We start from the raw sequence: 13,477 nt of genomic DNA on the forward strand, positions 1-13,477 counted from the left end.
TCTCGCCCGGGAATTATCCCTGCCCCCCACGGCCCGCACCGTGCTGCAAGGCACGCCGCAGGGGTCCCGCCGGGGGTCCCAGGCGTGACCTTCTTGTCAAAAAATCGAAAACAGTCAGTCCGGACTGATGACTGAGGGTGTGCACGCAGGCAATCCCCGGCAGCCAGCCCGGATCGATCCGCAGCTCGGTGTGCTCCACGTATTCGCTGGTCGTCAGCCGGTCGATGCAGCGCAGGCTGAGGGCATGGCCGTATTCCGGCACGCACACCTGGGCCGGGCGCAGCAGCTTGCCGGCATGACTGAAAACCGGCCCCGCCGGACGGGCGAAGCGGGCGTCGGCCACCACCGGGTTGGCAGCGTGCGGCTGCCACGGCCCGCGTGGCGTCGGCGCATGAAAGATGTGCAGCTCGTCATGCTTGTCGGCGCCGGGCTCGCTCACATTGCCCATCAGCCACCAGCGCCCGTCATGAGCGAACAGCGTGGCATCCACCAGGTCGATGTCGGTGAGGATGTCCTGCACCTTCTCCCAGCGGTCTGGCAGCGCCGTGCAGCGATACAGCTCGACGGTGCGATTGGCGCCGCTCTCCGGCACCATCCACAGGGCCCCGTCCCACCAGAACAGGAAGGGATAGGACAAGTGCCAGGGCCGCGCCATGACCGGCACCGGCGCCTCCCAGTTACCATCCCGATGAACGCGGATGGCCTGCAGGGTGCCGCGGCCTTCCTTGTAGATGACTTGCTCTATGAACACCCACCAGCCTTCACCCGCAGCCGGCCACACCATCGGATCGGCCCAGAAACGGTCGGCCGGCGGGAGGATCAACTGGGCGCGGGCCGGATCGAAACAGATGTCCTCCCCGAAGGCCAGGGCGATGCCCCACTGGTCGCGGCTCAAGGCCTTGACTGCCGAACGCGCCACGCTGCGCCGCAACAGGGTCGAGAAACGCGCACGGGCGGTGAGGGACGGAAGCGGATGTGGCGCGCACACCGGCCCTTCGCGCAGCGGCGGCAGGCTGCCATCGCCGGCCAGGCGCAGCAGCGCCCGCCGCACCATGCCCATGCCCTTGGCGATTGCCCGGCGGCGGTTGCGGCGGATCGAGAACGTGCACGAGGCGCCCAGCGAAGCGTCGATCAAATGGCCGCTGGACACCGATTCGAGACGGATCGTCGTCGTATCGGCCCCCGCCACCACCGGCGCCGCGCCAGCCAGTGGATCGACCGCCGAACGCCCCGCCAGCATCAGCGACCAATGCCGGGGCGGGCCGGCAGGGATCGGCGCCGGATGGGTACGCAGGTCGAGCAGCACGTCGCAGGCCTGCTCGGCCAGCCAGTTGCCCGCGTTCATCGGGTCGGCATTGCAGGCCGACCACTCGGCCACGCCGGCCGGCATATGCAGCACGGCACTTTTCAGCGGCGACGCCCCCCGGTCGAACACCAGCGCATCCAGACAATCGGCCCAGTCGGCACCCGGCAGCGCCTCGCTATCGCGCAGCACGGTGGCCAGCTCGACCCCGGGAATGGCATGGCAGGCGGCCAGCAGATGTCCGATCCAGGCCGGCAGCGGGCCGGCCGGCAGATAGGCGGCGAAACGGATCTTCATGCGAACACCTCCGGCGCCCGCCGCAACACGGCCCGGCGCAGCAGGATGTTGCGCAGCAGGGTGACCAGCAGCAGCACCGAAAACAGGCTCAGGACCGCATTGAGTCCGGCAGGCACAAGGATCATCACCATCCAGCAGGCCAGCACAAAAAAGATCAGCGACAGCAGGTTCACCTGCAGCGGCAACCGGGTTTCTTCAACCGTCTGCAGGTAATTGGCTTCGGGCAGCACCAGCTGGCCCACGTAGAAGCTCGCCAGCTGCAGCAGAAAGATCGCCGTCGCCCCGCTCAGAGCAAAATCAGGGCGTTTGCCCCACCAGGCCATCAAGCTCCAGGCAACAATCGCCAGCAGGCTCAGGCCGCTGTTAAGGCGCACCAGGTTGCTGCGCAGGGTCCCGAGCAAGGCCCGCACCTCCTCGACGCCCTGCTGACGGACCACCCGGGCCAGGGCCGGCAAAGCATTGAAAGTGAGCGCCCGCGGAAACAGCAGCAGCACGCTGGTCATACTGCCGATCAGCGCCACCAGACCACCGTAACCCTGCCCCGCCACCTGCACGGTCAGCGGCACAAGAATCATCGACATGCCGGCACTGACCAGATTGAGGGCCGCCTGTTCGGCAGCCGTGCGGGCGGTGCCCGCCGGCAGCGGCACGGCGCCCCCCCCGGCACGGGCCCGAACAATCAGCAGGATCAGCCCGAGGCCGCCCATCAGCACGGTGGGAATCGCCAAGGCCGCGTAAGCCATCACCGGATGCGTCGCCCCGAACAGGCCCAGCCCGGCCGCCAGCGCCAGCACCACCAGCACCTCCATGACCAGCAAGATCCGATAAGTGCCCAGCGCCAGACCGTAGTGGCGAATCAGCGTGTAGGCCGTCCACCCGGCCAGCAGCAGCGCCGTCCAGCCCGGCTCGAAAACCCAGCCCGCCCAGGCCAGCAGCGGCAGCGGCAGGCACGCCAGCAGCGTGAAAACGAGGGCTCCGCGGGCCAGTCCGAGCATCACCGGGGCGGACTGGCCCGCGCCGGCCACCGGCACCCGCGCCAGGATCAGCGCCGACCAGCCGACCGCCGAGAACAAGCCGAGCATCATCGCGATGGACACATCGTTGGCGAAGCGTCCGAGGGCCTCGGTGCCGCACAGAATCTGGATGAGCATGAAATGGAGCAGGCGCTGGCCACCCGGCGCCGCCGTCACGGCCAGCACCTCGCCCCGCCGCAGGATCGACTGCAACCGGCCGCTCATGATGTGCTCCGGGCCTGGCGGCGTTGCCAGGCATCCGCGGCCGCCACCAGCGCCAGCGGCATCAGCAGGCTGGCCTGCGGGCGAAACATGATGCCGTTGCTGAATGCAGTGGACGCCACCAGGGCGGCCAGCAGCGGTGCGGCAACCCCGGGCGGAAAAACGCGCGCCCACACGGCCAGCACCAGCAACACCCCGCCCAGGCCAAGCAGCCCCTGCTGGTTGAGCAGACGAATGAAGTCGTTGTGGGAGTCCTTGGCGCTCCACCACCACACTTCGGAAACAATCCAGTCCGAGCCCTCACCGTGGCCAAACAGCCATTCGAGCAGGCTGCTGTTGGCCATGATGTCGGCCTTCTGCAGCCACATCGAAACCCGCCCCGACGACAGCTCAACCATCTCGTCCCACGAGGGCAGGTGGATCAGGCCGAAGAGCAACGGCACAAAGGCCAGCGCCAGTCCCACCGCAGCAAGCACGAAAAAAACCAGCGGCACCATCCGGCTGAGCTGGATCAGGTACACCGCGCCAAAGGCCACGGCGGCCACCATCGAGGTGCGCACACCCCAGCCATAGAACACCAGCACCACCGAAAACAGCGCCAGACCGATCAGCAGGCGACGCCCCAGATGCCCCCCTTCATACAGGTACAGGGACAGGCCGGCGCACACCACGATCAGGTAGGACGTTGTATGCAGGGATGCAAAATACACCGGCCAGAACACCTCGCCCCCGCGGTTCAGGGACGGCGGCAGAAAGACCAGCCCGCCGATCACCGCCAGCCACACCAGGCCGAGGGTGACCCGCAGCAGGCGCAGGAGCAGCGCAGGCTCACGCCCGAAAAGCTGCATGAGCACCACCGACATCAGCACCGGCGTGACGATCTTCAGGTATTCGAAGCTTGCCGTGGTGAAGTTGTGCCCGGTCAGCAACTCCGTGGTCACGAAAGACGCCATGCCGAGGAGCACCGCCACCAGCACCAGCGGAGCGCGCTGCAAAATCGCATCAGCGTAGGTCAGGAGACCCGAGAAAATAACCCCCAGCAAGAGCATGTCGGCCAGCCGGTTGTAGACGGAATCCCCTTCCGCATCGACCACCGGGTGGGTCAGCAGCACCGACAGTGCCAGCTTGCCCCACAAACCGATGAACAGCGCCCAGCAGAAGCCCCGCGCCACCCGCGTTTCAAAGGGACTCAGCTCGTCAGCCGCAAGGTTCATCGCCAGCGCCATGCCCATCAGAAGTCGAGGAGTACGCCGCCGATGACGGTCACGCCCGCCTCGCGCAGGCTGGCCGACAAAACGGCCAGACGCTTGTGGGCGGTCGCATGCCGGCGCGCCACCACGAGGGCGCTGCCGCAGGCGGCAGCGACCAGTTGTGCATCGGCGCCGACTTCGTCCGCCGGCGTATCCACCAGCGTCATGTCGAAATCTTCCCGGGCCGCCGCCAGCTGCGCCGCAAAGGACCGACGGGCGAGCAGCTCCTGGGGGTTCGGCGGCACGATGCCGGCCTGCAGCACCGACAGGTGGGCAAAGCGCGCATGCGGCGGAATCTGTCCGCTGTCGCTGCGCTCGGCCAGACGCGCCGCCAGCCCCCCCGCCGGACTCATGCGAAACAGGCTCTGCTGGCGCGGAAAACGCAGGTCACCATCGATCAGCAAGGTCCGCTCACCCAGCTGGGAGAAGACCACCGCCAGATTGGCCGCCAACCAGCTGCGCCCCTCGCCGCGCGACGCGCCGACAATCGCCACGGTCTTTTGCAGCGGCCTGGCCATGCGCCGCAGCACCAGTTGGCTGCGCAGCTTGCGCAGGGCTTCGACCCGGGGTGAATCGGGCTCGAAGGCCGCCACCAGTTCCGGATCGACACCCTGATCACCGGCACGCAGCACCGGGTAATCGAACTGGCTGGCAAGGGCGCCCTGCACATCGGCGCTCGTCACCAGGCCCAGCTCGACTGCCGCCTCACCGAACGGAATGCCGCGCTCCTGCTGGCGTGCCGCCACGCGACTGACCGCATCGGCCGGCAAGCGGCCGCTGGCAACCAGGATTTCGCCCAGGCTGGGCGCCATCGGTCGGGCTTTCTCGAAGGCCGAGACGTTCAGGCGGCCGATCGTATTCTTCATGTCCATCTCTGTTCCTTAAGCCCGCCGGGCCGCCGCCGGAAAAAAGCGCGCCAGCAGTCCGGCGGCGGCACGCGGGCCACTGCCGATTTCCACCAGCAGCGGCGCGCCAAGGGCGTCGCTCAGATCGCCGGCACCCCGGATGCGGCGATCCAGCAGTTCGCGCACGATGACTACCGCCATGCCGAGCAGACCGCCGATGAATACCGCCAGGCCCACATTGAGCATCAGCTTGGGACTGGCCGCCTCGGTGGGCGCAACCGCCGACGACAGCAGGGCCACATTGCCCTGGCGCGACTTGCTCTCGAGGGAGGTCTGGGTCAGGCGTGCCATTACCAGGTCATAGGCCTTCTGGGCGCTGTCCACTTCACGCTGCAGCACGCCCATTTCGTCGCGCTGCTGCTTGAGGGCCAGCACCCGTTGCTTCTGGGTTTCGAGGCGGCTCTTGATGTCGCCTTCCCGGGCCTGGTTGATGCGGCTGTTGGTGCCGACCACCGCCGCCACCTGGCCCGATTCGACGCGCAGGCGGCCGCGCAGGGATTCCACTTCGCCCTTCACGCGCTGATATTGGGGATGGTTTTCGCCGAGGTAGCCGGACAGCTCGATGAGCTTGGCTTCCTGGCGGGCCAAATCCACCTTGAGGGCCTGGATCAACGGATTGCTCGCCACTTCGTTCATGCCACCGCCCTGGCGCTGGCGCGACGACGTTTCGGTACTCAAGCCCTGGGCTGCGGTGAACTGGGTGGAAAGCTCGGTGAGGCGGGCGGTTTCGAGGTCGAGCTTCTCGTCACCGACAAGACCGTGGGCGCTCTGGAATTCGGACAGGCGAACCTGGGCCTGTTCGAGGTTGGCACGCAGCGACTTGGTGTGCTCGTCGAACCACAGGGCCGACTGGCGGGCCGGCTCGACCTTCAGTTCGAGGTCGATCTCGATGTAGGCGCGGGCCAGTGCGTTGGCGTAATCGGCGGCAAACTTCGGGTCTTCGGCGGTCACGGTGATCGTCAGCACATTGCTTTCGTGGGAGGGGCTGACCTTGACGCCCTTTTTCAGGCGACCGGCAATCCAGCGGTCCACATCGCCCTGCCCGCCCGACGCCTTCTGCCAGCGTTCCGTCCAGCGCGGCTGCGTCGCCACCTTGAGGGCGGCGACAGCGCGGGCCCCGACCCGGTCGCTGGCGATGATGTCGGCCTGGGTGGCCAGAAAGCCGGGCGTCGTCGCCCCACTGCCCGGATGCCCGACCAGCGGATCGGTGCCGCGCGCCTCCACCACCACATCGGCGGTGGCCGTGTACTGGCGCGGCAGGATCAGGCTGACCAGCAGGGCCAGCAGGACGACCCCGCCCCACACCAGGTAAAGGCTTCGGCGACGAGCCTGCAGGACTGCCAGGAGTTGTGAGAATCCCATTTTCGTTTCCGCTCAGAACAGTGCTTCGCGCACGACAATGACATCGTCCGGTTGCACGGCGTCGTTCAGTTGGGGAGTGAGGATGCGGGTCGCCCCGTCTTCACCCCGGCGATGGATGCGGATACCCCGCTCGGTGCCCCGCGGGTTGAGACCGCCGCCCAGGGAGAGCGCCTGCAGCACGGTCATCTGGCGCTCAACCCGGTAGGCGCCGGCGCGCTGCACCTCGCCATACACGTAGAACTGGGGCGCACGGTGCACATACAGGGTGTCGCCGGCCTGGATCGGCACGTCCTTCTCCGGCGTCCAGCTCACAAAAAGTTCGGTCACGTCGATCTCGGCGCGTACCCGGCGACCGTTGCGCATGCCGGTCAGAATCACCTTGTCGCCGGCCTGCGGGCTGCCGCCGCCGGCCAGGGCCAGCGCGTCGGTCACCTTCATGGTAGTGCTTTCGAGCGGATAGCGGCCTGGGCGAGCCACCTGGCCAAGCACCGAAACCTGGGCGCCACGCACCTGCTGCAGCACCAGCGTGACTTGCGGCTGAAGCACGAAGCCCCCCTTGCGCAAGCCCTCGGCAATAGCCTGCTCGGCAGCCGCCACCGACAGTCCGCCGATATGCACGCTGCCGACCAGCGGATAGCTGATGACGCCGGTTTCCGACACCCGCGTTTCGAGGCTCAGGTCCGGGTTCTGGAAAACCGAAATTTTCACCCCGTCACCCGGCCCGAGGCGGTATTCCTGCGCCGCCGGCTCGCTGGCGCGCAGCACTGCCGGCGCCAGCACAAGGGCCAGCATCACGGCCGCCAGCACCCGGCCCAACCAGGCTTTCCTTCCGATCCAGCATTCCCTCAAAACAGCCACTGAAGACTCCCTGCCAATGTCCAATAGTTGAAACTCAAGCCAGCCTCGGTCGAATCCCGGTTCTCTCGCGTCAGGCTTGTCACCCAACGGGTATGTGCGGCCACCTGCCAGGTGGCGGCCACCGAAGTGAACAATCCCTGGTCCTTCCGCCGGGAAGCCAGCTGCGCACCAAAACCCGGATCGCCCCGATACTCGGCATCACGCCATTCCATACGTCCCTCGACGCGCAGCTTCGGCGAGTAATCCCACACCAGGCCGCCGCCCAGGCGCTTGGTCGCCACGTAGCTCGACACAAAATCCTGGGCCGGCTCCACGTCGTAGCGCAGCGTGCCGCTCAACTGCGTGCGCGGCGTAAGCTGCCACTCCAGCCCCAGCAAAGCGTTACGCCCGGAAAAATCATTCTGCGGATAACGCCCGTAACTGCGGCTGATCGTCCCCATCCGCAGCAGGCTGCGTGTGCCACTGCGCAGCGGCAGCGAAGCCTCCACAAAAACCTCTTCCTGCTCGAAACGCTTCTCGGCCAGCGAACCGGCCTCGGTCGGCAGGTTGGGGTATTGGCCGCGGGCCCGCCGGCGGGTGATCGCCACCACCGCGCCCGAGTCCGGCACGTAACGCAAAACCGTATCCACGCCGGCAAAGTCGATCTCGTTGCTCGGCCGCGTGCCATCCGGATAGCGCCGCTTGCCCTGCGCCGCCTGCACGCCCACTTCCCAGCCCGGTGCCACACGGTAAAACGCACTGCCGGTGTTCTGGCGCGTCACTCCGAGGCTGCGCTGGCGGCTGCGGTAGTAGGCAAAGTCATCCAGCGCCTCGCGGTACTCGGTACTCAGCTCGCCCTTCCAGCTGGGGCCGGCCGTCCACCGCCAGCGCCCGACGGCGCTGCTGGCGTTGTGATCCAGAAAATCGAAGGCCCCATAGCGGGCCAGGCTCAGGTCGTAATCGAGCGCCAGTTGCTGTCCCGCGTAAGACTTTTCCAGCCCCACACCCACACGAGTTGTGCTGAGCCAGTCGCCCATCTGCGCCAATCCCGCCGCCGTGGCCGCTGCCGCGCCGGAAAGACGAAACACATTGCTGTCGTAGCCCACCGTCTCGCTGACCCGGAACCGGCTGCCGATCCCCTTGCCCAGCGGCAGATCGAGAGGATCGCGGCCCCGGGCTTCTGCAGCGACCTCCGCCGACGCGGCACTGAGGGCACGGCTGGGTTCGAGTTGCAGCGCATCGGGCTCATCGCTCTCAAAAACGGGGCCGGCACGCCGCGGTTCGCCGAGCAGGGTCGAAGTACGCAGGGCCGGCAGATCGCTGGCCAAAGCCGGCACGCCCGCCCCCAACAGCAACAGGACACCCCCCACACGAACGCTAAATTCGCCCAAATCGAAATCCAAAAACAGGAAGAGGACGCATCTTGAGTCAGTTTCGGGCGAAAAAAAGCCAACTCCTACTCAATTTGCAAAAACTTATCATCGACGTGTTTGAATTTGCAAAAGAGTTCACATTCCATGCGATTTTGACGAATTCACACGCCCCTTTCCCCGCCTGGCAGCGTCAATTCCGCTCTGCGCAAGCGCACCAAATGCAAACAGCCCGCACGAGGCGGGCTGTTTCATGAAACGCCGGGCTAAAGCCGGCAGGCTTGCCGGCAATCAGGCTGCAATCAAGGCTTTACGGCTCTTGGCGGACAAGGCGCGCGGTGACTTGGCCGTCCCCGTCTTGACGCTTGCCGCGGCGCGTTTGGTCAAACCACTTGCCGCCCAGGCATCGTAGCCTTCCGCGTCAATCAGAATGCGGCCATCGGGCGCCTTCACCCAGACCTCCCCCTCCCGCCATACCTTGTCACGAATCTTCGCCCGGATGGCATGCTGCGTATAACCGGACTCCAGCGCGTGCTTGTCAATGGTGACGAATCGGACCATGTTCAACCTTCCGGGAAATCAGGTAATGCTCTCGACGATACCGCCTTCCACGCGCAGCGCCGCCCCCGTCGTGGCACTGGCCTGCGGTGAGGCTGCATAGACGCACAGATTCGCCACCTCCTCCGGGCTGGCAAAGCGCCGGATCAAGGTAGACGGCCGGTTCTCCTTGAGGAACAGGGACTCCATTTCGCCCTGCGACACCCCGCGCTGCTCCGCCATCTTCGCAATGAAGGCCACTGCGCCTTCCGTGCGGGTCGGCCCCGGCAAGATCGAATTGACGGTGACCCCGGAACCCGCCAGCGCCTTCGCCAGCCCCCGCGACAGCCCTTGCAGTGCCGCCTTGCTGACACCGTAATGGACCATTTCCGCCGGGATGTTCAGCGCCGACTCGCTCGAGATGAACTGGATCCGTCCCCAGCCCCGGGCCTGCATGGACCTGGCGTAATGGCGCGACAGGCGCACCCCGCTGAGCACGTTGACCTGGAAAACCTCCTCCCAGTCCGCATCCTCGATCTCGAAGAAATCCTTGACCCCATAGATACCGAGATTGTTGATCAGAATGTCAGCCTCCGGCTCGGCGGCAATCAACGCCTGACAACCGGCAGCACCGGCGAGGTCGGCAACCACACCGCGGGCCAATGCGCCACCTTGGGTCCCCCGCAAAGTGGCCAGCGCCGCATCGACCTTGCCTTGCTCGCGACCACACACAACGACCGCAGCCCCCGCATCCGCCAGGCCGCGGGCAATCGCCAGACCGATGCCGCCGGTCGACCCGGTCACGATGGCAGTTTTGCCGGAAAGATCGATGATCATGCACAGACTCCTGTTGATTGAAGAAAATGGAAAGGCGCAGGGCACCGCCCCCAAGCATGATTATGCCGGCGCATCCATGTTCGGATGTCAGGCGTCATTCTTTCTTCCCCAATCGTAGATTTAATATGCCCGGAGCTGGATTAAATAATCCGGGTTGTAGATTAAAGGATGAATTTCGATATTAAATCCACGTCCATCGTGGATCTTTCTCCGTCCTGAATCGATTAATCATCGGCAGAGATCGAAAAATCCACGATGGACGTGGAAAATTCGATGTCTGGCGGGGATATTTGGATCGCGCAGGCTATTTAATCGACGGCGGGACGGTACCGCAGGATGCGGAATCATACCCCCCAAAACCGAAAAACCCGCAGCAGCGGGCCCTTCCGTGGCATGACAAGACCAGCCGACGTGTCTTCGAGCTGGCGAGACATGCGACGCCTACGCCGCCCGCTTCAAGTGCATGTCCACGTGAATATCATCGAAGGGGCACACCAACCCGCCGCGCTCGGTGCGTTCGATCAGCCCCAGTTCCACCAACACCCCGGCATCTTCATGAACGCGCTTCACATCCCGTTCAAGCCGGCGGGCAAGCTCTCGCACGGGCACTTCTCCGGCCCCTTGCAGGGCGTACAGCATCGCCCACCGCTTTTCGGTCAGGCGCGAGAAGAACGCAGCCGGCGTCTCGAAGTTAAGGGTTTCGCCCTGGTAGGCATCGGCGGCGAAGGCATCCCGTGCAGCAGCCCGCAGGGCGGACCGCCAATCAGGCTTGATCGTCACGGTCAATGTTCGCTTTTCCATCGCTCTACCTCCTGAATGAAGTCATCGATCAGCCGGTCAACGTCCACGAAAGTGTAGGACTCTTCCTGGTCGCCAAAGTGCTTGTGATCGCCCTTGCCGCGCTCGTTGTCGAAGCCGACAACCCGCCGGCCGGACTCCACATAAACGAGGCGGTATTTGAAGCGATGGCCAGAAGGCGGGACCGGATCAGGCACCCGCCAGACCACCATTTCAAGGCCGGTGCCATCGTCGGCAATATCCCGGAAGCGGGTAATCAGCTCGGCTTTCATGTTGGCGACTATGCCAACGGCGCGAGGTGTTGTCAATGTCGCCAACGGACAGCGGTAGGGCCTTTCTTCCCACTGTCCGGGGCGAGCCTCCACCCACTTCGGCCAGGACGCCACGCGCAGGCCGAAGGACGGGATGCCCTTGCGTTGCAGATACGGTCAAAAACACTGCAATGTGACGGTATCGCCTGACGCACAACGATACGCCCCAAAAACAAAAAAGCCCGCAATCGCGGGCTTCTTCGTGTGCTCCTGATACTGCTTGATGCGGCCTGAAACAGTACCTTGGTCCCCCGACAGGACTGCAATAAGGCTTCAAAATCCGCTTAAAATAAGGGATTGTTCAACAGACATGAACACAAATACCCCCATTTATACCCCCGCATCCTTCGAGACAGATGCCGAAGCTTAACTCTTCGAGCAAGCCCGCTTCACGCTCGCCGCCGAAATCCCGAAGCGCTCCGCCGTCGCCTTGATACTGGCGGAGTTTTCGCCACGCCAGGCCAACACGGCCGCGTCATCAATCGCCTTCGTCCTGCCCAGGCTCTTGCCCTCGGCCCTCGCCCGCTCCAGGCCGGCGAGCTGACGAACCTTGAGGTTTTCCCGTTCCAGCTCGGCAACCGCGGCCAGCATCGTCAGCATGAGCTTGCCGGCTGGTGTCGCCAGATCGAAGCCCTCACGCATTGAAACCACCGATACGCCCTTCGTCTTCAACGCCTCCACCGTGTTAAGTATGTCAATGGTGTTGCGCCCGAGTCGGTCAATCGCGGCAACCACCACCGTGTCACCCTCTCGCACGTAGGCGAGCAAGGCCGCCATGGCGGGACGCTGGGCAGCGGCAACCATCCCGGAGACCCCATCATCGGAAAACCACTTACCGACCGCATACCGGGCCGCGATGGTGCGGCGCTGGTTCTCGCAGGTCTGGTCATCGGTCGAGACGCGGGCGTAAGCAACGATGGAAGACATGGCGGGCTTCTTTCTGGCTCAAAATGTATAGCTCAGATATTAACCTAGCTCAAATATCAAAACAACAGTTTTGAGCCATTCATTCAGCTCTGTTTTCGCATGGCTCAAAACCCCTACCTTTTGAGCTATCGGCCAAAACGCGAAAATCAAGAAACGGCAGAAAGAAGTGCAGACGTATGCACACGCCGGCCAGCGGCCCGACGCAGCATCGCGAACAGATCGCCTCGAGCGGAACCAAGGCACCACACAGGCGAAGCCTTCGACCTGGTGCGCATCGGGACTGCCCGGCCGCCGGCCGGTCATCCTCGCCGGTCTTTCCGATACCAGAAGACAAAGCGCCGAGACTTGCCCGGCGCTGGTAATCATGGCGCCTGCATCAAGCAGGCCAGTCCCTACCCCTGCAACGCCTTCACGGCCGCCCGCGGGTCATGCTGGAAGATGCGCAACAGCGCACGGGCTGGGCCGGTCGGGCGGGTTCGGCGTTGCTCCCAGTTCTCGACGGTGCGGCGAGACACGCCAAGTAGTGCAGCAAGTTCCTTTTGGGTCACGGCGGCAGCCTCACGAATGGCGTGCACGTCAGGGTCCGCGACGGTCGTTACCCTCAAGCCGGGAACGTCCTCTCCGCGGACGTGGGCAACCATTTCCTTTACCCCGTGCATGAGGGCGGCGAAGTCTTTTTCATTCATTGCGAAGCCCCCCTTCAATCAAAGGACGAAGTGATCGTCGGCAATATTCAGGAAGCGGGTAATCAGGGCGGCTTCAGGCCGCGTAAGGATTTCCGCATGTCATCCCGCTTCTGCTTGGTGAGCTTCTGAGCAAGCTCAAGCGCCTCTTCAAATGGCAGCTCGCCTCCTAGAGTCACAGTGCCCGGGCGCTTTGTTGTTTTACCGTATCGACATGTTACGGGCTCAATTCGCTTCAAGGTCTCGCTCAGAAATGCAACCAACGATGTGCCATCAACCCGATGCAGGCGAGGTCCAATAACATGTACGGATAGCCTTCCTTGAGCGCACAGGCGAGCTATCGTCGATTTGCTTACCTGCAACTCTTCGGCTGCCTGCGCGTAGGTTAGAAGGGTGCGCTGCGTTGTCTTCACATTCATCGGTCAATCCTTCTGGCGATAGCGCCTTTTCATACGGGAGCATCAGGCCACAGTTAATCGCCTGGCTTGCTCTTGGTGCTGAATCGCTCTTGCGCTTGTTTCAGCCTGTCAGCAAGAGGAAGTCCATTGCCAAGGGCTTCAGATCGCCGTTTTGTCAGCCTTCCTGCTTGCACCGACAAGACCGCAATTTGCTTGACGCTCTCCCGAAGGTAGGCGCCTAGAGATTTCGGGTCGATGCGGTGACAGCGAGGCGCCAGAACATGGACTTTGATCTTCCCCTCGGCGCAAAGGCGAACGATTGTGGACTTGCTGATACCCAGTTCTTTCGCCGCCTCGGAGTAGGTCAGCAGGCCAGAGAACTTCATACCGTCTGTCATTGGTGGTCACCCGAAATATCGATTATCTA

At 64.2% G+C, this 13,477-nt stretch carries 15 protein-coding genes; all 15 read right to left on the bottom strand.

Going from position 1 to position 13,477, the window contains the following annotated elements; translation table 11 throughout:
* Window positions 1-13: 13 nt before the first annotated feature.
* Entirely contained in the window at window positions 14-1,600 is a 1,587-nt protein-coding gene (locus tag ETQ85_RS12675; protein WP_148579441.1) for a glucosamine inositolphosphorylceramide transferase family protein, read from the bottom strand.
* Complete coding sequence (locus ETQ85_RS12680) at window positions 1,597-2,838, bottom strand: hypothetical protein (protein ID WP_148579442.1); 1,242 nt, start codon at window positions 2,836-2,838, stop codon at window positions 1,597-1,599. Before ETQ85_RS12680 ends, ETQ85_RS12675 begins: the two co-directional genes overlap by 4 nt.
* Window positions 2,835-4,049, bottom strand: a complete 1,215-nt coding sequence (locus ETQ85_RS12685) for a hypothetical protein (protein WP_148579443.1) — start codon at window positions 4,047-4,049, stop codon at window positions 2,835-2,837. The genes ETQ85_RS12680 and ETQ85_RS12685 overlap by 4 nt, the downstream gene beginning before the upstream one ends.
* 17 nt (window positions 4,050-4,066) lie before the next feature.
* On the bottom strand, window positions 4,067-4,951 hold the full coding sequence (locus tag ETQ85_RS12690) for a polysaccharide biosynthesis tyrosine autokinase (RefSeq protein WP_246128760.1): 885 nt from the start codon (window positions 4,949-4,951) through the stop codon (window positions 4,067-4,069).
* A 15-nt stretch (window positions 4,952-4,966) separates the two neighbouring features.
* Window positions 4,967-6,352, bottom strand: a complete 1,386-nt coding sequence (gene epsF, locus ETQ85_RS12695; RefSeq protein WP_148579444.1) for a chain length determinant protein EpsF — start codon at window positions 6,350-6,352, stop codon at window positions 4,967-4,969.
* Window positions 6,353-6,364: 12 nt separating this feature from the next.
* Window positions 6,365-7,159, bottom strand: coding sequence for a polysaccharide export protein EpsE (gene epsE, locus ETQ85_RS12700; protein WP_246128762.1), 795 nt, complete (start codon window positions 7,157-7,159; stop codon window positions 6,365-6,367).
* A gap of 38 nt (window positions 7,160-7,197) precedes the next feature.
* Window positions 7,198-8,580 (bottom strand): outer membrane beta-barrel protein, encoded by a 1,383-nt coding sequence (locus ETQ85_RS12705; RefSeq protein ID WP_148579445.1) that lies wholly within the window; start codon window positions 8,578-8,580, stop codon window positions 7,198-7,200.
* Between the two features lie 270 nt (window positions 8,581-8,850).
* Window positions 8,851-9,120 carry an excisionase gene (locus ETQ85_RS12710; protein WP_148579446.1) on the bottom strand — a complete coding sequence of 90 codons (270 nt, stop codon included), beginning with the start codon at window positions 9,118-9,120 and terminating at the stop codon, window positions 8,851-8,853.
* Between the two features lie 18 nt (window positions 9,121-9,138).
* The gene (locus ETQ85_RS12715; RefSeq protein WP_148579447.1) at window positions 9,139-9,933 is read right to left on the bottom strand and encodes an SDR family NAD(P)-dependent oxidoreductase; all 795 of its coding nucleotides are present in this window, start codon (window positions 9,931-9,933) and stop codon (window positions 9,139-9,141) included.
* 441 nt (window positions 9,934-10,374) lie between these two features.
* Window positions 10,375-10,734, bottom strand: coding sequence for an HVO_A0114 family putative DNA-binding protein (locus tag ETQ85_RS12720; protein WP_148579448.1), 360 nt, complete (start codon window positions 10,732-10,734; stop codon window positions 10,375-10,377).
* Window positions 10,716-11,003, bottom strand: a complete 288-nt coding sequence (locus ETQ85_RS12725) for a toxin-antitoxin system TumE family protein (protein WP_148579449.1) — start codon at window positions 11,001-11,003, stop codon at window positions 10,716-10,718. The genes ETQ85_RS12720 and ETQ85_RS12725 overlap by 19 nt, the downstream gene beginning before the upstream one ends.
* A gap of 405 nt (window positions 11,004-11,408) precedes the next feature.
* Complete coding sequence (locus ETQ85_RS12730) at window positions 11,409-11,969, bottom strand: recombinase family protein (protein WP_148579450.1); 561 nt, start codon at window positions 11,967-11,969, stop codon at window positions 11,409-11,411.
* 392 nt (window positions 11,970-12,361) lie between these two features.
* Window positions 12,362-12,655, bottom strand: coding sequence for a helix-turn-helix domain-containing protein (locus ETQ85_RS12740; protein WP_148579452.1), 294 nt, complete (start codon window positions 12,653-12,655; stop codon window positions 12,362-12,364).
* A 62-nt stretch (window positions 12,656-12,717) separates the two neighbouring features.
* Complete coding sequence (locus tag ETQ85_RS12745) at window positions 12,718-13,071, bottom strand: helix-turn-helix domain-containing protein (RefSeq protein WP_148579453.1); 354 nt, start codon at window positions 13,069-13,071, stop codon at window positions 12,718-12,720.
* A 53-nt stretch (window positions 13,072-13,124) separates the two neighbouring features.
* Window positions 13,125-13,436, bottom strand: a complete 312-nt coding sequence (locus ETQ85_RS12750) for a helix-turn-helix domain-containing protein (protein ID WP_187394697.1) — start codon at window positions 13,434-13,436, stop codon at window positions 13,125-13,127.
* Window positions 13,437-13,477 lie beyond the last annotated feature (41 nt).

The organism is Zoogloea oleivorans, assembly GCF_008107625.1.
Lineage (GTDB): Bacteria > Pseudomonadota > Gammaproteobacteria > Burkholderiales > Rhodocyclaceae > Zoogloea > Zoogloea oleivorans.